This window comes from Variovorax sp. J22G73 (genome assembly GCF_030317035.1).
GTDB lineage: Bacteria > Pseudomonadota > Gammaproteobacteria > Burkholderiales > Burkholderiaceae_C > Variovorax.
In genome coordinates this window covers 84,582-107,150 of sequence record NZ_JASZYK010000014.1, presented here as the reverse complement: position 1 = coordinate 107,150, position 22,569 = coordinate 84,582, and the positions used below count along the sequence as shown (strand labels likewise).

Sequence of the window (22,569 nt, the reverse complement as noted above, 5' to 3'; positions counted from 1 at the left end):
AAGGCGCGATCAAGTGCGCCCCAGCACCTGCCGGAGCGCCGCGATCTTGGCCTGCGGCGCATCCCGGCGCCAGATCAACCGGGTTTGCGCATGGCGGAACTTGGGGCTCAGCCTGTGCACGCCGAGCCGGTCGCGCTGGGCGTAGGTCGGCAGCACGCTCGCGGGCACCAGCGCCACGCCCATGCCGATGGCCACGCAACCCAGGATGGCGTGGTACGAGCCCATTTCCACCATCTGCTGCGGCGACACGCGCGCACGCGCGAACCAGTCTTCGAAGCGCTTGCGGTGCGGGCATCCGGGGTGAAAGGCCAGCAGCGCCTTCGCCTCGATGTCGCGCGGTGACGCGATGGGCCGGTGCTTCGCTTCGGAGATGAGCACCATCTCTTCCTCGTAGACCGGCACCGACGCCAGCCGCTTGTCCGATGCCGGAATGGCGACCAGGGCCGCGTCGAGCTCGCCGTTGAGCACCTGCCGCGTGTGATCGGTCGGGTCGCCGATATACAGCTCCAGGGCCACTTCAGGGTGCGCGTCGTGGAACTCGCCCAGCGGCTTCGGTAGCCGCACCGCCGCCGTGCTTTCCATGGCGCCCAGCCGCAGCACGCCCGAGGGCTGGTCGAGCTTGACCGCCTCGCTCGCTTCCTTGGCCAGGTCGAGCAGCCGGTCGGCGTACTGCAGCAGCACCCGGCCGGCCGGCGCCAGCTGCAGGCGCCGGCCTTCGCGAATGAACAGCGGCGCGGCCAGCTTTTCTTCCAGCGCCTGGATGCGCGCCGTGACGCTCGACTGCGCCCGGTGCAGCGACTCGGCCGCCCGCACGATGCCGCCCGTCTGCACCACCGCCTTGAAGACCTGCAGATCGGAGAGTTCCATGGCGTTGACCTTTTGTGTTCGTCAGAGACGAAGAATTCGTTCTGAATAATTCATTTTATGAGAACGATCCGATGCCCTAGATTGGCCTTCCCCTGAAAGGAAACCATGAAGATAGGCGTGATCGGAATCGGCGTGATGGGCGACCCCATTGCGCGCAACCTGAAGAAGGCCGGGCTGCACGTGACCGTGTACAGCCGCCGCCCCGAAAGCTGCGAACCCTTGCGCGAGGCGGGCATCGACGTGGCCGCGAGCGCGGCGCAGGCCATCGCGGCCAGCGACGCCACCGTGCTGATGCTGCCGGGCCACGGCGACATCGACGCCGTGCTCGCGCGCGATGCCGGCGGGCGCATCGGCATTCCCGTCGAGGGGAAGACGCTGGTGCTCATGGCCACGGTGGCGCCCGCGTACTCGCAGGCACTGGAGCGCGCCGTGGGGGAGGCGGGCGGGCGCTATGTCGAGGCGCCGGTGTCGGGCTCGAAGACGCCGGCGCAGACCGGCCAGCTGGTGGTGCTGGCCGCAGCGGCCGATGCCGCGCAGATCGACGCGCTGCAGCCCGCCTTCGATGCGATCGGCAAGCGCACCGTGCGCTGCGGCGCCGTGCCGGGCGCCATGCGCATGAAGCTCGCGAACAACCTGCTGCTGATCGCGAGCTTCGAGGCCATCACCGAGGCCGTGCACTTCGCGGGCGCCATCGGCCTCGATGTGCGGCAGTTCCTGGAGATGGCGCAGGCCGGCCCGCTGGCCAACGACGTGCTGCGCATGAAGGCGCCCAAGCTGCTGGCCGACGACTTCGAGCGGCAGGCCGCCATCAGCCAGGCGTTCAAGGACATCGGTTTCGTCTGCGACGAGGCGCAGGCGCTCGGCCTGTGGCTGCCCGCCGCGCGCACCAACCGCGTGGTGTTCGCACAGGCGATGCGGCGGGGGCAGGGGGACGAGGACGTGATCGGGGTGATCAAGGTGCTGCGGGAGGGGGAGCCCGCAGCGATGGGTGACGGGCCCTGATCCGGGAAGCCGCAGGTGCCGAGCCGCGCCCTCAGCGCTGCGGCATGTCCTTCACCGAATACCCCAGGCTCACCGTCGCATCCTCCGGAATCGCAGGCATCGTCGCGTTCCACGCTGCCCAGTCCGCACGCATCGCTGCCAGGCGCTCCGGCTCCTTCTTGCCCAGGTTCGCCCGTTCGCGTTCGTCCGCGGGAATGTTGAAGAGGTATTCGTTGCCGTCGACCTTCAGGTACTTCCAGTCGCCGTCGCGCAGGGCTTCCTGGCCGCGGTGGTTCATGCGCCAGTGCAAGGGCCGGCGGAAGCTTTGGGTCGCGTCTTTCAGCACGGGCATCAGCGACAAGCCGTCCAGCGGATAGGCCGGGTCGGCCGCCACGCCCGCGGCGTCGAGCATGGTGGCGGACCAGTCCATCGTCATGCACAGCTGCGTGCTCTCGCCGCCCTTGGCGATCACGGCGGGCCAGTGCGCGATCCATGGCACGCGGATGCCGCCTTCGGTCAGGTCCATCTTGCCGCCCACCAGCGGCCAGTTGTCCGAGAAGCGCTCGCCGCCGTTGTCGCTGGTAAACACCACCAGCGTGTTGTCGGCCAGGCCGTGCTTCTCGAGCGCGGCCATGATCCAGCCGATGCCTTCGTCCATGTGATGGATCATGCGGCGGTACACGTGGATGTTGCCGCCGGCCAGGTCGAACAGGTTGTCCTTCACCAGCGGCGCTTTCGCGGCGTCGTCGCGCGTCTCCCACGGCCAGTGCGGGGCGGTGTAGTGCAGGCTCAGGAAGAAGGGCGCGTCCTGTTCGTGCTTCTGGTGTTCGGCCATGCGCTCGACATAGTCGACCGCGCGCTTCGACAGGATGTCGGTGAGGTAGCCCTCTTCCTGCCTGTCTTCCTCGCCGAACCACAGGTCGTGGCGGCCGGTGGAGTCGCAGTGGGTGAAGTAGTCGACACCGCCCGACATGGGCCCGAAGAACTCGTCGTAGCCCGAGCGCAGCGGCCCGAAGGTGGGCGGGTAGCCCAGGTGCCATTTGCCGATGAGCGCGGTCTGGTAGCCGCCGGCCTTCAGCAGCGACGGCAGCGTGGGGTGGTCGGTGGGCAGGCCGAGCGTGGTGCTGCCGCGGCTCTTGCTGTTGATGGGCTCTTCGGCCGCGCCGCGCAGGCGGTATTGGTAGCGCGCGGTGATCATGCCGAAGCGCGTGGGCGAGCACACGGGCGAGTTGGCGTAGCCCTGCGTGAGCTTCAGGCCGTTGGCCGCCAGGCCGTCGAGCACGGGCGACACGGGGCCGAAGGCGGCGTCGCGCCCGCCGTAGCAGCCCAGGTCGGCATAGCCGAGGTCGTCGGCCACGATGAAGATGATGTTGGGTCGGGTCATGTCTCTACAGGTTTCTTGGGACGGCTCAGGGCTGGTAGCCCGACTTCTGCACGACCGGCGCCCACTGCGTCTTGTAGGCCTTCAGCATCGCGGCGGTCTGCGCCTGCGTGCTGACCACCGGCGTCATGCCGGAGTCCTTGAACTTGCGTTGGGTGTCCGGGTCCTGCATGACTTCGCGGATGGCCGCGGCCAGCTGCTCGACCTTGGTCTTGGGCATGCTGGTGGGGGCGAAGAAGGTGTTCCAGCCGGTGGCGGACAGATCGAGCCCGGCTTCCTTGAAGGTGGGAATGTCCGGCGCGAAAGGCGAGCGCTTGGCCCCCGACAGCGCCAGGATGCGCAGCTTGCCCGCGGCATGCTGCGGCAGCACGACGTCTTCGGTGTCCACCGCGATGGGCACCTGCCCGCCGATGAGGTCGTTCAGCAGCGGCGCGGAGCCGCGGTAGCCGATGACCTGGGTCTGCACCTTGGCCTTCTCGCCCACCATCAGGCCGAAGAAGTGCGGCAGGCTGCCGGTGGCGGGCACGCCCACGTTGGCCTGCCCGGGGTTGGCGCGCATCCACGCCAGCAGGTGGTTCAGTTCGCGCACGGGCAGGGTGGGCGACACGGCCAGCGCGAAGTCGTAGTCGTTCACGTGCGACACGGGCACGAAGTCGCGCTCGGCGTCGTAGTTGTTGTCCTTGAACACCAGCGGCGCCACCACCATCACGGCGGGGTTGGCGAGCATGAGCACGTTCTGGTTGGCGGGCGTGATCTTCACCTGCTGCGCCGCCAGCCGTCCGCCCGCGCCGGGCTTGTTGTCGACCACCACCGCCACGCCCAGCTTGGTGCCGAGCTTGTCGCCCACGATGCGCGCCACGCGGTCGGTGGCGCCGCCGGGCGCGTAGCCCACCACGATGTGCAGGGGGCTGTCGAGCTTGGCCTGCGCGGCCGCGCCGCCGGCGAAAGCCATCGTGGCGGCGGCGATGGCCAGCAGGCCGGCGACACGGCGGCTCATGCAGCGAGCGGGGCCGTCGCGGCGTTGGGTGGAGGGGGTGTTCGTCAGCATGATGGGCAGGTCCTAGTCGTCGTTCAGGCGGTGGCCGGTGTGTGTGACCGCGAGGTCCGCGGTTGCGGACGATTCTGAAGACGCGGCATCTGATTGTTCAAATCAACCATTGCCCGTGTTAACCCGAAGGTCTCAATCCACCTTCATGCCTGTTGCTTTCACGATGCGGCCGTAGCGCGCCTGGCTCGCGGCCAGGTGCTCGCTGGCGGCGGCGCCGGTCTCGCCCAGCGGCACCATGTCGAGCGAGGCCAGGCGCGACTTGAGCTCGGGCAGCGCCATGGCCTTCTGCAGCGACTGGCGCAGCGTCTGCATCACCGGCTCGGGCGTGGCGGCGGGCACCATGGCGATGTAGAGCACCTCGAACTCCAGGTCCTTCAGGCCCAGCTCGCCCACCGTGGGCACCTGCGGCAGCAGCGGCGAGCGCTGCTTGCCGGTGACGGCCAGCGCGCGCAGCTTGCCCGACTGCACCTGCGGCAGCAGGCCCGGCGTGGCCAGGATGCCGGCCTGCACCTCGTTGCCCATGAGCGCCAGCACCGCCGGCGCGTTGCCCTTGTAGGGCACGTGCGTGATCTTCGCGCCTGTTTCGCTCGCGAAAATTTCAGCAGCGATGTGGCCCGGGCTGCCGTTGCCGGCCGAGCTGAAGGTGGCCGGCTCGGCCTTGGCCTGCGCGATGAACTCGGGCAGCGTCTTCGCCTTCACGTTCGACGCCACGCCGAAGCTCAGCCCCGACGAGCTGAAGATCATCAGCGGCTTCAGGTCTTTAGCGGCGAAGGGCATCGACGCGTACAGGTGCGGGTTGATGGTGAAGGTGGTGTCGATGCCCAGCAGCACGGTGTAGCCGTCGGCCGGGCTCTTGGCGACCAGGTCGGCGCCGATGTTGCCGCCCGCGCCGGGGCGGTTGTCGACGATGAAGGGCTGCTTCAGGTCCTTTTGCAGCGCGTCGGCCAGCGCGCGGGCAAGGATGTCGATGGGGCCGCCCGCGGGGAAGTTGGTGAGCAGCTTCACCGCCTTGGTGGGGTAGGGCGCGTCGGCCGCCGCGGCGTTGCCCGCGCAGAGCGCGGCGCAGGTAGCGAACGTGGCGAATTTGGCGAGTGTGGTGATGGCAAGGCGGCGGCGCGTGCCGCCGAAGGCGTTCAAAAGGCGGTGGGTCATGTGTCTCTCTTCGTTGTGTGCCGGCCTGTGGCGACCGCGGTATTGAAGGCAACTCTAGAAGGGCGCCGGGCGCTTCACAACTGAAAGCTCATCCGCCAGGTATTCCGGCTCGTTATATTTCAGCGATGCCGCTCCAGAAGAAAACCCCATGTCAGCCATGAACTTTGGGCGCTTGAAGATGCGCCACCTGCAGTGCCTGGTGATGGTGGCGCAAGAGCGCAACCTGGTGCGCGCGGCCAAGGCGCTGTCGCTCACGCAGCCGGCGGTGTCCAAGACCGTGGCCGAGCTGGAAGAGATCGTCGGGCGCCAGTTGCTGCTGCGCCGCCGCCGGGGCGTGGAGCTGACGCCCGCGGCCGAGGTGCTGGTGCGCCACGCCGTCTCGGCCTTGCGCGGCCTGCGCGAAGGCCTGGGCCTGGCCATGGACCAGCCCGAGGCCGACCAGCTGCGCGTGGCCGTCGGCGCACTGCCCAACATGGCGGGCGAGCTGCTGCCGCAGGCCGTGGCGCAGCTGCACGCCGCGCACCCGGCGCTGCGCGTGCGCGTGGTGAGCGGCACCAACGCGCAGCTGATGACGCAGCTGCGCCAGGGCGAAATCGACCTGGTGCTGGGCCGGCTCGCGCAGGCCTCGGCCATGGCCGACCTGGCCTTCGAGCACCTCTACAGCGAGCCCTTGCGGCTGGTGGTGCGCCCGGGGCATCCGCTGGCGTCGCTACGCAAGCCGACGCTGGACGCGTTGGCCGACTGCCCGCTGGTGCTGCCCGTGTCGGGCACGCTGATCCGGCACACGGCGGACGCCTTTCTCATCGCCCAGGGCATGGCGCTGCCGAACCAGTTGGTGGAGGCGACCGACACCAGCTTCGTGGTCGGCCTGCTGCAGCGCTCGGACGCCGTGTGGTTCGCACCGCAGGGCGCGGTGGAAGGGTTGCTCGCGCGCGGCGAGCTCCAGCGCGTGGCCATCGACACCACCAGCACCGAGGGGCCGGTGGGGCTCACGGTGCGGCGCACCGTCGATGCGGGTGAAGGCGGCGAGTTGGGCGAATTGACCGAGGGCGCGCGCCTGTTGATCGAGGAAATTCGCGGCATCGTGCGCAAGCGCAAGGCCTGATGCCGCTCCGCGACTGGTGAGAGTGCGTGCTCAGCCGGCGAGCTTGGGGTTCGGGTACTCGCAACCCACTTCGACGCGGCCCTTGAGCTTGCCTGCCACGATCCAGGCTCCCTTGCTGGCCTCGCGCGCCAGGCCCCGGCCCTCGACGCCGCGCAGCCCCAGCTGGGGGGCGACCGCATCGATGTCGGTGCTGTCGGTCACGGCGTGCACTGCGTAGTTGCCCAGTTCGTAGCTGCCGAAGCGCACGTCCTGCACCTGAAAACCCGCCACGGTGATCGGCTTGGGCATGCGCCACACGGTCGACATGAAGGCACTGAGCTCGGGGCTCTGGGTCCAGCCGGCGAGCGTGCCTGCTTCGAGCTTGTCGGCATAGGCGGCGATGCCGCTGGCCGTGCCCTTGCATTCGACCAGCGCCTGCAGCGGCGGCAGCGCCTTGCCGCCGTCCGCCGGCGCGGCCTGGGTCGATTGCGCGAACAGCACGAACAGGCCGATCACCGCCACAGGAAACGACCAGTACTGCATCGGCACCCAGAAGAACTTGTGGCGCTTGTAGAGCAACACCGTCTCCTGGGTCTTGGTGTCGACCAGCTCGCGCGGCGGCTTGCTGTTGAGCTTGCGGCCGATGAACCAGTTGGCCGCCGCGCCAGAAAAAATGCCCAGCGCAATGGCCGCCGTCAACCACTCGCTGTGCCCGATGGCGCCGAGCAGGCGCTCGAGCAGCAGCGTGACTGCCATCGAGGTAACGAACACGATGGGCACCACCAGAAAACCAAGGCCCGACCAGACAAAAATCATTTGCTTCTCCCTCTTGCCGCGGGTGCGGCGTTTTTTTGAAGGGGCGAAGTATCGGTGAAACGGCGGTCGTTTCTTGGCGCGGGCCACGGTCTTTTCACATCTGCTTGTCGTGCGCGCGTTTAGAGTTTGCGATTCGCGGTCAATCACATACTTTGCTTTTACAAAGAACTCGCAAGATGCAAAAAATCAACGATCGCTTCGACACGCGGCCGGCCGGCTGATGGCGCCGTCGCCGCCCTGCACCGGCCATAGTGGCCACGACGTCCACGACGTCCACGACGTCCACGACGGCCAGATCGCGCCGCAGCGCGAGTCCCTCGTCGACGCGCTGCGCGGCTTCGCGCTGCTGGGCATCCTGGTCGTCAACATCGCCACCTTTTCGTCGACCTACTACGGCGCGGGCGTGCCCGACCCGATGGCCGTGTCGCTGGTGGAGCGCTGCGCTTCGTTCGTGCGCACCTTCGTGTTCGAGACCAAGTTCTACCTGCTGTTCTCGTTCCTGTTCGGCTACAGCTTCAGCTTGCAGATGCAGTCCGCGCAGCGCGACGGCAAGCGCTTTGCGCCGCGCATGGCGCGTCGGTTGCTCGGGCTGTGGTTGCTCGGCCTGCTGCATGCCGTGCTGCTGTACCACGGCGACATCCTCACCACCTACGCGGTGATCGGCATGGTGCTGCTGATGGTGCGGCGGCGCGGCGATGCCTTCTTGATGCGTGCCGCCGTCGGGCTGGTGCTGGCGACTTCGTTGCTGTGGGCTGGCATCGGTTACCTGCTGACGCTGGGCGGCGGCCTGTCGGACATGCGCGGTGCCTATGCCGAGGCGGGCCGGGCGTTGGCCGCCTACCGAGGCACGCCCCTCACGGTGATCGCGCAGCATGTGCGCGAGCTGATGCAGATCTGGTGGATCACGGGGCTGGTGCAGGCGCCGACCGCGCTGGCGATGTTCTTCGTCGGCTTCAACGCCGGCCGGCGTGGGCTCTTCGCCAATGCCGAGGCGCACCGCGGCCTGTTCCGGCGGGTGGTGTTCTGGGGGCTGGTCATTGGCTTGCCGGGGGCCGCGGTGTACGCGTGGCCTTCGGCGCGGCTGGACAACACGATCCGCGAGATCTACGGCCTTTCCGCCACGCTGCTGACCGCGCCGCTCCTGTCAGCCGCCTACGCGAGCGCGCTGGTGCTGTGGATGCTGACCCCGCGCGGCCGCGTGCTCGAAGGCTGGCTCGCGCCCGCGGGGCGCATGGCGCTGTCGAACTACCTGCTGCAGTCGACGGTGTGCGCGTGGCTCTTCCTGGCCTACGGGCTGCGATGGATCGGCACCATGGGCCCGCTCGCGGCCACGGCCATCGCCTTCGCGATCTTCGGGTGTCAGCTGGTGCTGAGCCGCTGGTGGATGCGCCGCTTTGCGTATGGGCCGGTGGAGTGGGTGCTGCGGGCGTTCACCAACCTCGAGGTGCCGCCGATGCGGCGAAGGGTGGCTGGTGGTCAGCGCGGGAGCGGCATTGAAAGCTGAGGGACGGCGAGCGCGGGTGCGAGCGGAGCGTTGGCCGCCGCCAGGCCGGCGGCCCCGGGCGTCGTCAAGCGGGAGGTGAAGGAGGCACAGGCGGCACAGGCCGCGACCACAACCACGCCAGCACGGTCGCCATGCACGCGATGGCCAGCACGGCGAGCCATGCGCGGTGCGCGGTGAACGACACGATCACCGCGCACACCGCCATGGTGATGGTGGCGCTCCACTTGGCGCGGCGGCTCACGGTGCGGCCGTTTTCCCAGTTGTGCAGCAGCGGGCCGAACAGGCGGTGGTTCAGCAGCCAGGCGTGCAGGCGCGGCGAGCTGCGCGCGGCGGCCCACGCCGCCATCAGGATGAACACGGTGGTCGGCATGCCCGGCAGCACCACGCCGATGAGGCCCAGCACCAGGCACAGCACGGCAAAGGCGTACAGCAGGAACCGCGTGAGCGGCGAATTGCGTTCGGGGTCGGGCTTCAACGCAGCAGTCTCACCGTGTCGCCTTCGATGCGAATCAGGCCACGCCGGGCGCGGCCGCCATCTGCCTCGGCTGCTCCCGCTCCTGCGGCCCGTCGCTCTCGATGCGCATCTTGGGCAGGAACTGCGGGTACTCGCGCTGCATGAAGTCGATGAGCGCTTCGCGCACGCTGCAGCGCAGGTCGAAGGCCAGCCCCGAGGTGGCCGCGGTGCACAGCACGCGGATCTGCATGGTGCGCTCGGTGGCGTCGGTCACGCGCAGGTTGAAAAAGCGGCCGTCCCACTCGGGCGCGGCCTTCACGATGCGTTCCACCTCTTCGCGCAGCGGCGTCAGCGGCATGCCGTAGTCGGCGTAGATGAACACCGCGCCCAGCAGCTGCGCCGAGTGCCGCGTCCAGTTCTGGAACGGCTTCTCGATGAAGTAGGTCAGCGGCAGGATCAGCCGGCGCTCGTCCCAGATCTTGATGACGACGAAGGTGCCGGTGATTTCCTCGACGCGGCCCCATTCGCCCTCGACCACCAGCACGTCGTCGATGCGAATGGGCTGCGCCAGCGCAATCTGCAGGCCCGCGATGAGGTTGCTGAACACCGGCTTGGCCGCCAGGCCGGCCACGATGCCGATCACGCCGGCCGAGGCCAGCAGGCTGGCACCCACCTGGCGCGCGCCCGGAAAGGTCATGAGCATCATGGCGCCGCCGGCCACCAGCACCACGGTGGCGGCGGTGCGCGCGAGCACGCGGGTCTGCGTGAGCACGCGCCGCGCCTGCAGGTTGTCGGAAACGTCGGAGGGGTTCTGCGCCAGCACGCCGTCGGCGAAGCCGCTGATGGCCTTCACCGCGAGCCAGGTGCTCGACGCGATGAGCAGCAGCCCGGTGAAGTGGCGCACGTTGCCGATGAAGCGCAGGTCGTCGGGCGCGCCCTGCCAGACCACGTTGAGCGCCACCAGCGGCAGCACCAGCCGCGCCGCGGCGTTGCAGTTGACCACCATCGTGTGGATGGTCGGGGCCGGGCGGGTGATCCGCCTCAACACGAGGCCGCCGATGCGGTGGGCCAGGAGGGCCAGGGGAACTGCGATGAGTGCGGCAACCCAGGTGCCGAACCACGGGTGGGCGAGTATCTCTTTGGTCATCAGGCGGGGGTCGTCTTTGCTTGTTCCGTTGTCTCGTTCAGAGGTTGAAGAATGCGCGCCGCGTCGTCGCGCAGCTGCGTGGAAAGCGCCGTGGCCTGGTCGAGCCGGCGCAGCAGCCAGGGGCTGATGTCGTTGTCGAACGGGTCGGGCAGCGGAATGGGGCCGCCCACGGCGGTGGAACCGGCGCTCTCGGGGTGAGAGGGCCCGGTGGTGGGCAGAGTTCCGATGGCGGCTTCGATGCGTTGCGAGGTGCGGCTGATGGGCCCCTCGATGTCCGCCGGCGTGAGGCGGTCGCGCCGCAGCACCAGCATCGACTTCACCGCGCTCAGCTGCGCGAGCAGCTGGTAGCTGTGGGCCTGCAGGTGCTCCAGCGGCTCCAGCGGCGGCTGCACCGCACGCGGTTCGGAGAGCGAGCGCTGCGTCGCCTGCACCAGCGCCGAGAGGCTGTCGTAGGCCTCGCGGCGCGCCAGGCGCCATTCGAGCTCGGGGCTGCTGTCGACGGCCTGCAGCTGGCCCAGGCCGAGCGCCAGGCGCGCATGGCGGGCCTGCGCGGTGAGCACGCGCGCCACCAGCGCCGGAATCTGCGTGCGCTCCCACGAGGGCAGCACGTAGCAGAAGCCCCAGGCCAGCGTGGCGCCGATGAGCGTGTCGGCAATGCGCTCGAACAGCGCGAAGATGGGCGCCACGCCCACGTTCAGCATGTGGGCCTGCACCAGGCCCAGCACGGTGGCGGCCACGGCGGTGACCAGGTAGCGCCGCACCGCGAAGCTGTGCGCAATGGCCTGCGCCACGGTCACGAACACCAGCAGCATCAGCGCCGACGGATGCGCGGACAACAGCCCCACCGCGAGCACGCAGCCCAGCAGCGTGCCGGCCACCCGCGCGTTGCGGCGCTCCAGCGTCTGCGAGAGGCTGCCGCGCAGCACCACCACGATGGTCAGCAAGATCCAATAGTCGTGCGAGCCCCACGGCATCGACACCGCGATGGCGTACCCCGCGGCGATGGCCAGCGCGGCGCGAATGGCGTGGCGCAGCGGCGGCTGGTCCCATCGCCACAGCGTGAAGAAGGGGCGCAGCGACCAGTCGGTCGGGCTCACGAACATCTGCCAGTTGGCGCGCACCACGGCCAGGTTGGGCTCCACGTCGCCGCGCGCCATGGCCGACAGGCGCAGCACCTCGTCGTTGATGTGGCCGATGCGGCTGGCCAGGCCGCGCGCGAGCATGGCGGCCGTGGGTCCGATGTGGCCACCGCCGAGGCGGTTGCTGGCGCTGTCGTCCGCCGAGACATGGATGGCCGCCAGCCGCGGGCGGCGGTCGGCCACGGCCTCGGGGTGGCGGCGCATGAGCAGGGCGTCGGCCAGCGCGGTGGTTTCGGCGGCCAGCTCCTCGAGCACGGTACGCATCTCGATGAGCGCCTCGGCGTGCGAGGGGTGGGCGCGCAGGGTGTCCAGGTCGAGCTCGCTGGCCAGCAGCTGGTCGCGCATCTCGAGCACGATCACCAGCATCGCGGCCAGCCGCTGGCGGCGCGGCGTGCGCGGAGACTCCAGCACGATGTCGCGCGTGGCCTGCAGCTGGTCGGCCAGCGCGGCCTGCTCGCGCAGCAGCTGGCCCAGCAGCGGGGCGGGGGTGTCGCGCACGTCGCGGGTCTCGTCCTGCGGCAGGAACTGGCTGGCCTCGGTGCGCATCAGCGCGGCCAGCGAATACAGCACGTCGGCCACCGACTGCGTGCGAAAGCGCCCGTTGAGCACCAGGTTGGCGAGCGTGGCCCACACCACGTACAGCCCCGCACCCATGCCGAAGTGCCAGGTGCGCTCCAGCGCGTCGGCCATGCCCGAGGGGGTGGGCGTGGCCATGGAGAAGATCATCGAGAACATCACCGCGATGGCAATGGGAATGCCCCGCTTGCCCCAGGCCATCAGCAGGAAGGCCATGAAGGTGGCGGGCACCAGCAGCAGCCCGAGGCGGATGGGGGCGGTGTGCAGCATCTGCACCGCGAAGAACAGCGGCAGCCCGATGAGCGGTGCCGGCAGCATCTGCAGGAACTTGCCGCGGCGCGGGCCGGGCAGGTCGGGCGGCGCGGTCACGATCACGCCGGTGGCGGCGGCCGAGGCCGCGAGCGTGCCCAGCCAGAAATGAATGCCGCCCGAAATGAACAGCAGCCCCAGCGCCACGGTGAGCCCGCTCGCGACGTAGTGGCTCAGTGCAATGCGCAGCGCGGCGCGGACTCGGCTCTCGGCGCTCGCGGCGTGGGGCCCCGCCATCACTTGGCGGCGTTGTCGCCCTCTGCGGGGCCACCGGCGGCGGGTGCGTCACGGCGAATGCGCGTGAGCTTGCGGGGGGCGGGCGGCGCGGCCACCGCGGGTGCGCTGCCTTCGGCCGATTCGTCGGCAAAGTCGACCACGGTGCTGCGGGCGTACAGGTCGGCCGAGGCTTCTTCGGGGTTCGACTTGGTCGAGGCCGACACCGCGCGCACGCGGTCGCTGGCGCGCAACTTGTCGTCCACGTTGGCGAACTTGGAGTACTTGGCGAGCAGCGGCACCAGCTGGCCGTACACGCGCGGGGCGCCGGCCAGGCATTCGCGCTGCTCCAGGAACTCGGGCTCGCCGGTGAAGTTGCCGATCAGGCCGCCGGCCTCGGTCACCAGCAGCGAACCCGCGGCCACGTCCCAGGGGTTCAGGCCGGTTTCGAAGAAGCCGTCGGTGAAGCCCGCGGCCACGTAGGCCAGGTCGAGCGCGGCGGCGCCAGGGCGGCGCAGGCCGGCCATGCGGGGCATCATGTCGGCCATGATGGCCAAGTACTGCTTGAAGTTGTCGCCGGTGCGGAACGGGAAGCCGGTGGAAATCAGGCACTCGCTGAGCTTCACGCGCTTGGATACGCGGATGCGGCGCTCGTTCAGGTAGGCGCCGCGGCCCTTGGTGGCGGTGAACAGGTCGTTGCGGCTCGGGTCGTAGATGACGGCCTGTTCGATCTTGCCGCGCACCGACAGCGCGATGGACACGCAGTACACCGGAAAGCCGTGGATGAAGTTGGTGGTGCCGTCCAGCGGATCGATGATCCACACGTAGTCGGAGTCTTGCGCACCATGCTCGGTGCCCGATTCCTCGGCCAGGATGCCGTGCCCCGGGTATGCGCCAAGCAGCGTTTCGATGATCACCTTCTCGCTGGCGTGATCGACTTCGGTGACGAAGTCGTTGACCTGCTTCTGGGAGATGCGCACGGCCTCGACGTCGAGCGCAGCGCGGTTGATGATCGCGCCGGCGGCGCGTGCGGCCTTGACGGCCACATTGAGCATGGGATGCAGGTTGGGGGACGACATTGGATTGTGAGAAGAACAGGGAAGGGGCCTCTGGGAACCCCTGGAAGCGACCCGGCGATGCGGGCGGCGAGAATCGCAGGATTTTACCGGGTCCGCCCGTTCGTGTCTCCCCTGTGCCTCTCCAACCCGCCATGCGCACCCGTTTCATCCTGATCCAGACCAGCCACGCCGGCAATGTGGGCGCCGCCGCCCGCGCCATGAAGACCATGGGTTTCGACGACCTCGTGCTGGTGGCGCCGCGCTGGGCCAACGTGCTGCGGCGCGAGGAAACCATCCAGCGCGCGAGCGGCGCGCTCGACGTGCTGACCAACGCCCGCATCGTCGAAACCCTCGACGAAGCGCTCGACGGCGTCACCCACCTGTGCGCCACCGCCATGATCCCGCGCGACTTCGGCCCGCCCACGCGCACGCCGCGCGAGCACCTGGAGCCGCTGGGCAAGCAGGGCGACCAGCACGTGGCCTTCCTGTTCGGCTCCGAGCGTTTCGGCATGCGAAACGAAGACGTCTACCGCTGCAACGTGGCGCTGAGCATTCCGACCGACCCGAAATTCGGCTCGCTGAACCTGGGCGCGGCCATCCAGGTGGTGGCTTATGAATGGCGCCTGGCGCTGGGCGGCTACGGGGTGCGCGAGGCCGAGCCGGTGCAGGCGGCCGACGCGCAGGCCGTGGCCGGCATGCTCGATCACTGGGAGCGCTCGCTGGTGGAGGTCGGCTTCCTGGACCCCGAGGCGCCGAAGAAGCTGATGCCGCGCCTGCAGCAGCTGTTCAACCGGGCGCAGCCGACGCCGGAAGAAATCCACATCCTGCGCGGCATCGCCAAGGCCATGAGCGACGCGACGCGCCCCCCGCGGCAGGCTCGCCAGGCTCCCGCCTCCGGTGACCGCTCGGCTGAGGGTTCGGGTGAAGGTTCGGGCGAGTAAAACCCCCATTGCCCGTACGCGATGACGGCGGGTTATAGACTGCGCGCCCCCTATCGATATAACGACAACAAAGGCAGCGATGTTCTCTCGACTGCGCGCCGACATCCGGTGCATTCTCGAACGCGACCCGGCCGCGCGCAGCGCCTGGGAGGTGCTCACGCTGTACCCGGGGCTGCATGCCCTGGTGCTGCACCGCTGGGCCCACGCGTGCTGGAACCATGGCTTCAAGTGGTCGGCGCGTTTCATCGCGCATTGCGCGCGCGGGCTGACGGGCATCGAGATTCATCCGGCGGCCAAGATCGGCCAGCAGGTGTTCTTCGACCACGCGATGGGCGTGGTGGTGGGCGAGACGGCCGAGATCGGCGACGGCTGCACCATCTACCAGGGGGTGACGCTGGGCGGCACCTCGCTCTACAAGGGCGCCAAGCGGCATCCGACGCTGGGCCGCAACGTGGTGGTGAGCGCGGGCGCGAAGGTGCTCGGCGGGTTCGTGGTGGGCGACGGCGCGAAGATCGGCAGCAACGCGGTGGTCATCAAGCCGGTGCCGGCGGGGGCGACAGCGGTGGGCATTCCGGCGCGCATCATTCCGGCGAAGAGCTCGGTGGCCGGCGAGAGCGCCGACGTGGCGCCGCCGCAGAAGTTCTCGGCCTACGGCATCACGCAGGAAGACGACCCGCTGAGCCAGGCGATGCGCGGGTTGATCGACAACGCGTCGAGCCAGGAACACCAGATCGCGCTGCTGTGGAAGGCGATCGAGAAGCTGTCGGCCCAGCCCGGCACCAAGGACTGCGTGCCGCGCGAGGCGGCGCTCGGCGAGAGCTTCGAGGCGGAGAAGCTGACGCAGCTGGTGGGCAAGTAACGCCCTCGGGTCGGTGTTCGGGGCGAGGCGAAAGCCCTAAGCCGACCTCTAAGCCGACCGCTTCGCCGTCGCGCTGTGCAGCGACCCATGCACATGCCCCGCGTGCTGCCCGAAGCCCTCGGGCGCGAGCGCCGCAGTGTCCAGCTCCTGCAGGATGCCGCAGGCATTCGCCGACTCCGGCCCGCCGCATTGCAGGCGCAAGGCCTTCAGCTGCTTTTCCAGTGTCTTCAGCTCCGCGATGCGCGCGGCCACGTGGCCGATGTGGTCGTCCAGCAGCTGGTTGACCTGGCCGCAGTCTTCCTGCGGCGCGTCGCGGAATTTCAGCAGGCTGCGGATCTCGTCCAGCGTCATGTCCAGCGAGCGGCAACGGCGGATGAAGCCCAGGCGCTGGGCATGGTCTTCGTCGTAGATGCGGTAGTTGCCGTCGGTGCGCGCGGGCTCGGGCAGGAGCCGCTCGCGCTCGTAGTACCGGATGGTTTCGACCGGTGTGTTCGCGACCTTGGCCAGTTCTCCGATTTTCATGATGCGGCAAATCAGCGAGTGGAAAAGAGCGTTTGACTCTACACCTGCTTCAGGGTTTCCAATCGATTGCATGACGAACGAGAACGCCCTGAAGCAGCCCGCGCCGCACGCGCACACCCATTCGCATGGCGACGACCATGGTCATGACCACGGCCACGGCCACGCCGACTCGCACGCCGATCCCCACGCGAAGCCGCACGCCCACGCGGCCGACGCCTGCTGCGGCGGCGCGAGCAGCCACGGATCGATTCCGCTGTCACCTGACGCGGGCGACGTGCCCAAGGGCGCGCAGCTGTTCCGCATCGCCACCATGGACTGCGCGGTGGAAGAGTCCGAAATCCGCCGCGCGCTCGAACCCGTGGCGGGCGTGAAGGCGCTGCGCTTCCGGCTCGGCGAACGCACCATGGCCATCACCACCGACGAAGGCGCGCTGCCCGAGGCGCTGGCGGCCATTCGCAAGGCCGGCTTCAAGCCCGAGCCGCTGAACCCCGCGGGCGGCCCCGCATCCGGCACGCAGGCCGCGGCCGCGCCCGCGCAGATCGCGGGCATGAGCGTGGGGCTCGCCCGCCTGGTGGCGGCGCTGGTGCTGGCCATCGCGGCTGAGTCGATCTCGTTCATGGGCTTCGAAAGCAAGGGCTTCATGGCCGCGGAAATGGTGCTGGCGCTGGGCGCCATCGGCCTGGCCGGGCTGGACACCTACAAGAAGGGCTTCGCCGCGCTGGTGCGCGGGCGGCTGAACATCAACGCGCTGATGGCGGTGGCCGTGACCGGCGCGTTCGTCATCGGGCAGTGGCCCGAGGCCGCGATGGTGATGGCGCTGTACGCGATTGCCGAACTCATCGAGGCCCGCGCGGTGGACCGCGCGCGCAACGCCATCCAGAGCCTGCTGGCGCTCGCACCTGAGCAGGCCGAGGTGAAGCAGCCCGACGGCAGCTGGCGCACCGTGATGGCCAACGCCGTGGCGCTGGACGCCGTTGCGCGCATTCGCCCCGGCGAGCGCGTGCCGCTGGACGGCGTCGTCACCGCGGGCAGCAGCGCCATCGACCAGGCGCCGGTCACGGGCGAGAGCATTCCGGTCGACAAGACCGTGGGCGACCCGGTGTTCGCCGGCACCATCAACCAGACCGCCGCGCTCGAGTTTCGCGTGACGGCGGTGGCCGCCAACACCACGCTGGCGCGCATCATCCACGCGGTCGAGGAAGCGCAGGGCTCGCGCGCGCCCACGCAGCGCTTTGTCGACCGCTTCGCCGCCATCTACACGCCCACGGTGTTCGTGCTGGCGCTGGCCGTGGCGGTGCTCACGCCGCTGTTCATGGACTGGACCTGGCTGCAGGCGCTTTACAAGGCGCTGGTGCTGCTGGTCATCGCCTGCCCGTGCGCGCTGGTCATCTCCACGCCCGTCACGGTGGTGAGCGCGCTGGCCGCGGCGGCGCGGCGCGGCATCCTGATCAAGGGCGGCACCTACCTCGAAGAAGCACGCAAGCTCAAGGCAATCGCGCTCGACAAGACCGGCACCATCACCGAAGGCAAGCCGAAGCTGGTGGCCTCGTCGCTGCTCGACGCCTCGGGCAACGAGGCGGCGGTGTTCGCCATTGCCGCGAGCATCGCGGGCCGCTCCGACCACCCGGTGTCCAAGGCCATCGCAGAGGGGCTGAAGGGTGCGCGCGAAGAAGCCGGGGAGGCGGACGGGTTCACGGCGCTGGCCGGGCGCGGCGTGCAGGCCACGGTCGGCGGGCAGGCCTATGTGCTGGGCAACCACCGCCTGGTCGAGGAGCGCGGGCTGTGCACCCCGGCGCTCGAAGCCGAGCTCAAGGGGCACGAGGAAGCCGGGCGCACCGTCACGCTGCTGGCGTCGAACACGGCCGTGCTCGCGCTGTTCGCCGTGGCCGACACCATCAAGCTGTCGTCGCAGGCCGCGGTGGCCGAGCTGCGTGCGCTGGGCGTGGTGCCGGTGATGCTCACCGGCGACAACGCCGCCACCGCGAAGAGCATCGGCACGCACGCCGGCATCGAGGACGTGCGCGGCAACCTGCTGCCCGAGGACAAGCTGGCCGCCGTCAAGGCCCTGCAGCAGCGCTACGGCGCGGTGGCCATGACCGGCGACGGCATCAACGACGCCCCCGCGCTCGCGCAGGCCGACATCGGTTTCGCCATGGGCGGCGCCGGCACCGACACCGCCATGGAAGCGGCCGACGTGGTCATCATGAACGACGACCTGCGCCGCATTCCCGAGACCATCCGCCTGTCGCGCCGGGCGCACGCGGTGCTGTGGCAGAACATTTCGCTGGCGCTGGGCATCAAGGCGGTGTTCTTCGTGCTGGCGGTGTTCGGCAGCGCGACCATGTGGATGGCCGTGTTCGCTGACATGGGCGCGAGCCTGCTGGTGGTGGCGAACGGGCTGCGGCTGATGCGCGCGAGCCGCTGAAGCCCCTGCGCCGCCGCGCTGGCGTCGCGGGGCGGGTTGCAACTAACATTGCGGACACTTTTGTCAACGAAGCGATCCGCTCCATGTCCGCCACCTCGCTGCTGCTGCAACTCATCGTCATCCTCACCACCGCGCGCGTCTGCGGCTGGGTGCTTCGCTATGCGGGCCAGCCCAGCGTCGTGGGCGAGATGGCGGCGGGGCTCATGCTGGGGCCGGTGGTGATGGGCGCGCTCTTTCCCGAGCTGCACGCGCAGCTGTTCTCCAAGGCGTCGCTGCAGGGGCTCTCGTCGCTGTCCACGCTGGGGCTGGTGCTGTTCATGTTCGTGGTCGGGCTGGAGCTTCGCGCTGCCAAGGGCGTGCGCGAGCAGCTGCGTTCCGCCGGCTACGTGGGCGTGCTGAGCACGGTGGTGCCTGCCGCGCTGGGCATTGCCATCGCGCCCGCGCTGCACCCCTCGCTGGCGCCGGCCGGCGTGGGCTTCTGGCCGTTCGCGCTGTTCATCGCGGCGGCGCTGTCGATCACCGCGTTCCCGGTGATGGCGCGCATCCTGAAAGACCGCGGCATGACGCGCACCTCCTTCGGCCAGCTGTCGCTGGGCGCGGCCGCGGTGGTCGACGTGTTCGCCTGGATCCTGCTGGCCTTCGTGGTCGCGATGGTCGGTGCAGGCGAAGGCTTTCACGGGCTGCTCAAGACCACGCTGGGCATGGTGGTGGTGCTGTGCGTGCTCTTCCTGGGCGTGAAGCCGGCCTTTGCCTGGCTGCTGCGCACCAAGGCGCCCGAGGGCGAGCCGTCGATCACGCTGATGGCCGCGCTGATGATCGGCCTGCTTGCCACTGCGCTGGTCACCGAGTGGCTGCACCTGCACGCGGTGTTCGGCGCCTTCCTGTTCGGCGCCTGCCTGCCGCGCGACGACCGGCTGCTGAAGTCGCTCACCGAGCGCATCGAGCCTATTTCCATCGTGGTGCTGATGCCGCTGTTCTTCGCGCTGGCGGGGCTGGGCACCACGTCGAACGCTTTCTCGGGCGCGGGCTTCGGCGCCATGATGCTCATCCTGGCGGTGGCCGCCTTCGGCAAGATCGCCGGCGGCGCCATCGGCGCGCGCATGGCCGGCTACGGCTGGCGCGACAGCCTGGCCACGGGCTCGCTGATGAACGCGCGCGGGCTCATGGAGCTCATCGTCATGAAGATCGGGCTGGACGCCGGGCTGATCGGCCCCGAGCTCTTCACCATGCTGCTGGTGATGGCGCTGGTGACCACCGCGATGACGGGGCCGCTCATCAACCTGTTCATCGGGCGCAAGCCGGCGGTGGCTGCAAGCGCTGCAGAAGTCGGCGCGCCTGCGAAGTCCTGAACAGTCCTGAACAGCCACGGGTCTGAGCAGCGGCGCTGCGGGCCGCCGCCCAAACGAGGCTCAAGCGCCGCGCCGCACCGTGAAGCCGATGCGCGTCTCGCCGCCCTGGCTCGCCGCGAACACGCGCCCGCCATGCATGCGCGCAATGGCCTCCACGATGGACAGCCCCAGGCCGTGGTGCCGCGTGGAGCCGTCGCGCGCGTGCGCGGCGCGGTAGAAGCGCTCGAACAGGCGGGGCAGGGCGGCCGGGTCGATGGGCTCGCCCTGGTTGACCACGGTCACGGCGAATTCGCCCGCGCCGTCTTGAGCTGACTGCTCGCCGATCTCGATGCGCAGCGTCGATGCCGGCGCCGCGAAGCGGATCGCATTGCCCAGCAGGTTGAACAGCGCGCGCCGAATCAGCGCGGCGTCCACGTCGGCGGTGGCGTCGCCCTGCACTTCGGCGCGCAGCCCGGCCTCTTCGAGCATCGCGTCGTAGAAGTCGATGACATCGGCCGCCTGCACCGCCAGGCTGGCGGCGGCGCGCGTGCGCACCGGCACGCCACGCTCGGCCTGCGACAAAAACAGCATGTCGGTGACGATGCCCGACAGCCGCCCGATCTCTTCCATGTTCGACGCGAGCACCGTCTGCAGCTCCTCGTTGCTGCGCGGCCGCGTGAGCGCCAGCTCGGTGGAGCCGCGCAGGTTGGCCAGCGGCGTGCGCAGCTCGTGCGCCACGTCGGCATTGAAGGCCTCCAGTTGCACGTAGGCGCGCTGCACCCGCAGCAGCAGGGCGTTGAACTGCGTGATCCACGGGCGCAGCTCTTCGGCGAAGGCCATGGCGTCGATGGGCGGGTTGTCTTTATCAGGCGCCATGGCGGCGGTGCGGTCGGCCAGCGCCCTCAGCGGGCGCAGGCCGCGCCGCACCAGCCACATGCCCGTGAGCGAGACCAGCGCGGTGCCCAGCACCACGGCGCCCAGCAGCGTCCACGCCAGGCGCTGCAGCAGCCGCGCCTCCTGCGCCATGTTCACGCCCAGCTGCACCGACAGCGGCGTGGTCGTGCCGCCCTGCGTCCATGGCACCTCGAGGTCGCGGCGCATCCAGTGGCCGTCGGGCGCGGCGGCCGAGCGGAACAGCTCGCGCCCGGCATGCGAAATTCGCAGCGACACCTCGTCCTGCATGGAGAAGAAGTCATCCAGCTTGTGCCGCAAGAAGACCAGGTCGCCGCCTTTCTCGGCCTCCTGCAGCAGGTGGCGCACCAGCACGGCCTTCTGGTCGAGCTCGTCTTCCTGCTTCTGGCCGAAGCTCCAGGCCGTGACCAGGTACACCGCCAGGCACACCACGCTCAGGCCGAACAGCGTCTGCACGGCGAACCACAGCGAGAGGCGGCGCTGCAGCGAATGCGCGCGCGCCGTGCCCGTGCTCGTGCGCTTGCCTGCCTGGGCTTGTGCCGGCGCGCCTGCCACGGTCATGCCCAGGACCGGTCCTCCAGCACGTAGCCCATGCCGCGCACCGTGTGCAGCAGCTTCACGTCGAAGGGGTCGTCGATCTTGCTGCGCAGGCGGCGGATGGCCACCTCGACCACGTTGGTGTCGCTGTCGAAGTTCATGTCCCACACCTGCTCGGCGAGCGTGGTGCGCGACAGGATCTGCCCGCGCCTTCGCAGCAGCACCACCAGCAGCGTGAACTCCTTGGCCGTGAGGTCGAGCCGCGTGCGGTTGCGCATGCACTTGCGGCTGATGAGGTCGACCTCCAGGTCGGCCAGGCGCAGCTGGGTCGACTCCTGCGGCTTGCCACGGCGCAGCAGCGCCTGCACACGCGCCAGCAGTTCGGAAAAGGAGAAGGGCTTGACCAGGTAGTCGTCCGCCCCCTGCTGCAGCCCCTGCACGCGGTCTTCGACCTTGTCGCGCGCGGTCAGCACCAGCACCGGCACGTTCTTGGTCCGGCGAATGGCCTGCAACACCGAAAAGCCGTCGATGCCCGGGAGCATCACGTCGAGCAGCACCAGCGCGTAGTCGCCCTCTGTCGCCAGGTACTTTCCTTCGATGCCGTCGCGGGCGATATCCACCACGTAACCGTTCTCTTCGAGTCCCTTTTTGAGGTAATCACCGAGTTTGGGCTCATCTTCAATCACAAGAATTCGCATTGATAGATGGTATCGAAGCGCTTTTACTACGGCGGTTACGAATTAGTAATCCTATTGACGGACAAAAGCCCGGCACGGCGTCATACATTGCGCTGGGCCTGCCAGTGGCAGGGCTTTTGCCCGACGGCCGCGCCGAAGGCGCTCGATATACTTTTTGCCTCCATGCGCCGCTGGCTCCTCATCTTCCTGCTCGCCCTCCTGCCGCTCCAGCTCAGCTGGGCCGCGGCATCGGCGTATTGCCAGCACGAGCGGGACACCCAGCCCGAGCACTGGGGCCACCACGAGAACGAAGGCCGCGGCACCGACCGCAGCCACAGCGGCGAGGGTGCGCAGAAAAATTCCAGCACCCAGCCCAACGCCGTGGTCGGCGACTGCGCGGTCTGCCACGCGGGCTGGGCGCAGCACGCCGATGCCTCCACCGCGCCGGCCCCGGCGGTCGCGCGCACGGCGCAGGCCCTTCGCGTGGCAGCGCAGGAACGCTTCGCCTCGCACATCGCCGACGTGCCCGTGCGGCCCGACTGGTCTCTCGCCCGTTGATTCGGCGAGAGAACCCACGCACCTTCTGATCTTCATCGTCAGCTGAGCTTTTCTCGCCGAATTCGTCCGTCCGTTGTTTTG

The 22,569-nt window shown here is 69.3% G+C and carries 20 protein-coding genes; 8 read left to right on the top strand and 12 right to left on the bottom strand.

Features of this window, described 5'->3' with window-relative positions; genetic code table 11:
* Window positions 1-9: 9 nt before the first annotated feature.
* Window positions 10-867 (bottom strand): LysR family transcriptional regulator, encoded by an 858-nt coding sequence (locus QTI51_RS33025; protein WP_116913015.1) that lies wholly within the window; start codon window positions 865-867, stop codon window positions 10-12.
* A gap of 105 nt (window positions 868-972) precedes the next feature.
* Between QTI51_RS33025 and QTI51_RS33020 the strand changes: the two genes are divergently transcribed.
* Window positions 973-1,869: an NAD(P)-dependent oxidoreductase gene (locus QTI51_RS33020; RefSeq protein WP_116913016.1), complete on the top strand. Its 897-nt coding sequence runs from the start codon at window positions 973-975 to the stop codon at window positions 1,867-1,869.
* A gap of 31 nt (window positions 1,870-1,900) precedes the next feature.
* On the opposite strand, the gene QTI51_RS33015 is transcribed toward QTI51_RS33020, so the two are convergent.
* The 3 genes from QTI51_RS33015 to QTI51_RS33005 form a co-directional block, all read right to left on the bottom strand.
* The gene (locus tag QTI51_RS33015) at window positions 1,901-3,232 is read right to left on the bottom strand and encodes a sulfatase family protein (protein ID WP_116913017.1); all 1,332 of its coding nucleotides are present in this window, start codon (window positions 3,230-3,232) and stop codon (window positions 1,901-1,903) included.
* Between the two features lie 25 nt (window positions 3,233-3,257).
* Window positions 3,258-4,226 (bottom strand): Bug family tripartite tricarboxylate transporter substrate binding protein, encoded by a 969-nt coding sequence (locus tag QTI51_RS33010; RefSeq protein WP_116913018.1) that lies wholly within the window; start codon window positions 4,224-4,226, stop codon window positions 3,258-3,260.
* Between the two features lie 183 nt (window positions 4,227-4,409).
* Complete coding sequence (locus QTI51_RS33005) at window positions 4,410-5,429, bottom strand: tripartite tricarboxylate transporter substrate binding protein (protein WP_116913019.1); 1,020 nt, start codon at window positions 5,427-5,429, stop codon at window positions 4,410-4,412.
* 148 nt (window positions 5,430-5,577) lie between these two features.
* Here QTI51_RS33005 and QTI51_RS33000 point away from each other — a divergent pair, with 148 nt between their 5' ends.
* Window positions 5,578-6,534: a LysR substrate-binding domain-containing protein gene (locus QTI51_RS33000; protein WP_116913020.1), complete on the top strand. Its 957-nt coding sequence runs from the start codon at window positions 5,578-5,580 to the stop codon at window positions 6,532-6,534.
* Between the two features lie 30 nt (window positions 6,535-6,564).
* Here QTI51_RS33000 and QTI51_RS32995 read toward each other — a convergent pair whose 3' ends face one another.
* Window positions 6,565-7,329: a hypothetical protein gene (locus QTI51_RS32995; protein WP_207786818.1), complete on the bottom strand. Its 765-nt coding sequence runs from the start codon at window positions 7,327-7,329 to the stop codon at window positions 6,565-6,567.
* 220 nt (window positions 7,330-7,549) lie between these two features.
* Here QTI51_RS32995 and QTI51_RS32990 point away from each other — a divergent pair, with 220 nt between their 5' ends.
* Window positions 7,550-8,833, top strand: a complete 1,284-nt coding sequence (locus QTI51_RS32990) for a DUF418 domain-containing protein (protein ID WP_116913021.1) — start codon at window positions 7,550-7,552, stop codon at window positions 8,831-8,833.
* Window positions 8,834-8,897: 64 nt separating this feature from the next.
* Here QTI51_RS32990 and QTI51_RS32985 read toward each other — a convergent pair whose 3' ends face one another.
* Genes QTI51_RS32985 through QTI51_RS32970 form a run of 4 tightly spaced genes read right to left on the bottom strand, consistent with a single transcriptional unit; the run spans window position 8,898 to window position 13,750 of the window.
* Window positions 8,898-9,308, bottom strand: a complete 411-nt coding sequence (locus tag QTI51_RS32985) for a YbaN family protein (RefSeq protein WP_116913022.1) — start codon at window positions 9,306-9,308, stop codon at window positions 8,898-8,900.
* A gap of 34 nt (window positions 9,309-9,342) precedes the next feature.
* Window positions 9,343-10,434, bottom strand: a complete 1,092-nt coding sequence (locus QTI51_RS32980) for a mechanosensitive ion channel family protein (RefSeq protein WP_116913023.1) — start codon at window positions 10,432-10,434, stop codon at window positions 9,343-9,345.
* The gene (locus QTI51_RS32975; protein WP_116913024.1) at window positions 10,434-12,695 is read right to left on the bottom strand and encodes an FUSC family protein; all 2,262 of its coding nucleotides are present in this window, start codon (window positions 12,693-12,695) and stop codon (window positions 10,434-10,436) included. The genes QTI51_RS32980 and QTI51_RS32975 overlap by 1 nt, the downstream gene beginning before the upstream one ends.
* Window positions 12,695-13,750: an inositol monophosphatase family protein gene (locus QTI51_RS32970; protein WP_116913025.1), complete on the bottom strand. Its 1,056-nt coding sequence runs from the start codon at window positions 13,748-13,750 to the stop codon at window positions 12,695-12,697. The genes QTI51_RS32975 and QTI51_RS32970 overlap by 1 nt, the downstream gene beginning before the upstream one ends.
* A gap of 131 nt (window positions 13,751-13,881) precedes the next feature.
* Here QTI51_RS32970 and QTI51_RS32965 point away from each other — a divergent pair, with 131 nt between their 5' ends.
* Window positions 13,882-14,670, top strand: coding sequence for an RNA methyltransferase (locus QTI51_RS32965; RefSeq protein ID WP_116913026.1), 789 nt, complete (start codon window positions 13,882-13,884; stop codon window positions 14,668-14,670).
* A 79-nt stretch (window positions 14,671-14,749) separates the two neighbouring features.
* The gene (cysE, locus tag QTI51_RS32960; protein ID WP_116913027.1) at window positions 14,750-15,529 is read left to right on the top strand and encodes a serine O-acetyltransferase; all 780 of its coding nucleotides are present in this window, start codon (window positions 14,750-14,752) and stop codon (window positions 15,527-15,529) included.
* Between the two features lie 48 nt (window positions 15,530-15,577).
* Here the strand turns inward: cysE and cadR are convergent, their stop codons facing one another.
* On the bottom strand, window positions 15,578-16,051 hold the full coding sequence (gene cadR / locus QTI51_RS32955) for a Cd(II)/Pb(II)-responsive transcriptional regulator (RefSeq protein ID WP_116913028.1): 474 nt from the start codon (window positions 16,049-16,051) through the stop codon (window positions 15,578-15,580).
* Between the two features lie 70 nt (window positions 16,052-16,121).
* Between cadR and QTI51_RS32950 the strand changes: the two genes are divergently transcribed.
* Entirely contained in the window at window positions 16,122-18,476 is a 2,355-nt protein-coding gene (locus QTI51_RS32950) for a heavy metal translocating P-type ATPase (RefSeq protein ID WP_116913029.1), read from the top strand.
* A gap of 83 nt (window positions 18,477-18,559) precedes the next feature.
* Window positions 18,560-19,825 carry a cation:proton antiporter gene (locus QTI51_RS32945; protein ID WP_116913030.1) on the top strand — a complete coding sequence of 422 codons (1,266 nt, stop codon included), beginning with the start codon at window positions 18,560-18,562 and terminating at the stop codon, window positions 19,823-19,825.
* A 60-nt stretch (window positions 19,826-19,885) separates the two neighbouring features.
* On the opposite strand, the gene QTI51_RS32940 is transcribed toward QTI51_RS32945, so the two are convergent.
* On the bottom strand, window positions 19,886-21,277 hold the full coding sequence (locus QTI51_RS32940) for a heavy metal sensor histidine kinase (protein WP_286517420.1): 1,392 nt from the start codon (window positions 21,275-21,277) through the stop codon (window positions 19,886-19,888).
* A complete protein-coding gene (locus QTI51_RS32935) occupies window positions 21,274-21,951 on the bottom strand; it encodes a heavy metal response regulator transcription factor (protein ID WP_116913032.1) in 678 nt (225 codons plus the stop codon). The genes QTI51_RS32940 and QTI51_RS32935 overlap by 4 nt, the downstream gene beginning before the upstream one ends.
* A 162-nt stretch (window positions 21,952-22,113) precedes the next feature.
* On the opposite strand from QTI51_RS32935, the gene czcI reads away from it, so the two are divergent.
* The gene (czcI, locus tag QTI51_RS32930; protein ID WP_116913033.1) at window positions 22,114-22,488 is read left to right on the top strand and encodes a cation efflux protein, CzcI family; all 375 of its coding nucleotides are present in this window, start codon (window positions 22,114-22,116) and stop codon (window positions 22,486-22,488) included.
* Window positions 22,489-22,569 lie beyond the last annotated feature (81 nt).

Coding starts and splice junctions, on each gene's coding strand:
- QTI51_RS33025 (WP_116913015.1), bottom strand. CDS start 867: ATGGAACTCTCCGATCTGCAGGTCTTCAAGGCGGTGGTGCAGACGGGC.
- QTI51_RS33020 (WP_116913016.1), top strand. CDS start 973: ATGAAGATAGGCGTGATCGGAATCGGCGTGATGGGCGACCCCATTGCG.
- QTI51_RS33015 (WP_116913017.1), bottom strand. CDS start 3,232: ATGACCCGACCCAACATCATCTTCATCGTGGCCGACGACCTCGGCTAT.
- QTI51_RS33010 (WP_116913018.1), bottom strand. CDS start 4,226: ATGAGCCGCCGTGTCGCCGGCCTGCTGGCCATCGCCGCCGCCACGATG.
- QTI51_RS33005 (WP_116913019.1), bottom strand. CDS start 5,429: ATGACCCACCGCCTTTTGAACGCCTTCGGCGGCACGCGCCGCCGCCTT.
- QTI51_RS33000 (WP_116913020.1), top strand. CDS start 5,578: ATGTCAGCCATGAACTTTGGGCGCTTGAAGATGCGCCACCTGCAGTGC.
- QTI51_RS32995 (WP_207786818.1), bottom strand. CDS start 7,329: ATGATTTTTGTCTGGTCGGGCCTTGGTTTTCTGGTGGTGCCCATCGTG.
- QTI51_RS32990 (WP_116913021.1), top strand. CDS start 7,550: ATGGCGCCGTCGCCGCCCTGCACCGGCCATAGTGGCCACGACGTCCAC.
- QTI51_RS32980 (WP_116913023.1), bottom strand. CDS start 10,434: ATGACCAAAGAGATACTCGCCCACCCGTGGTTCGGCACCTGGGTTGCC.
- QTI51_RS32975 (WP_116913024.1), bottom strand. CDS start 12,695: ATGGCGGGGCCCCACGCCGCGAGCGCCGAGAGCCGAGTCCGCGCCGCG.
- QTI51_RS32970 (WP_116913025.1), bottom strand. CDS start 13,750: ATGTCGTCCCCCAACCTGCATCCCATGCTCAATGTGGCCGTCAAGGCC.
- QTI51_RS32965 (WP_116913026.1), top strand. CDS start 13,882: ATGCGCACCCGTTTCATCCTGATCCAGACCAGCCACGCCGGCAATGTG.
- cysE (WP_116913027.1), top strand. CDS start 14,750: ATGTTCTCTCGACTGCGCGCCGACATCCGGTGCATTCTCGAACGCGAC.
- cadR (WP_116913028.1), bottom strand. CDS start 16,051: ATGAAAATCGGAGAACTGGCCAAGGTCGCGAACACACCGGTCGAAACC.
- QTI51_RS32950 (WP_116913029.1), top strand. CDS start 16,122: ATGACGAACGAGAACGCCCTGAAGCAGCCCGCGCCGCACGCGCACACC.
- QTI51_RS32945 (WP_116913030.1), top strand. CDS start 18,560: ATGTCCGCCACCTCGCTGCTGCTGCAACTCATCGTCATCCTCACCACC.
- QTI51_RS32940 (WP_286517420.1), bottom strand. CDS start 21,277: ATGACCGTGGCAGGCGCGCCGGCACAAGCCCAGGCAGGCAAGCGCACG.
- QTI51_RS32935 (WP_116913032.1), bottom strand. CDS start 21,951: ATGCGAATTCTTGTGATTGAAGATGAGCCCAAACTCGGTGATTACCTC.
- czcI (WP_116913033.1), top strand. CDS start 22,114: ATGCGCCGCTGGCTCCTCATCTTCCTGCTCGCCCTCCTGCCGCTCCAG.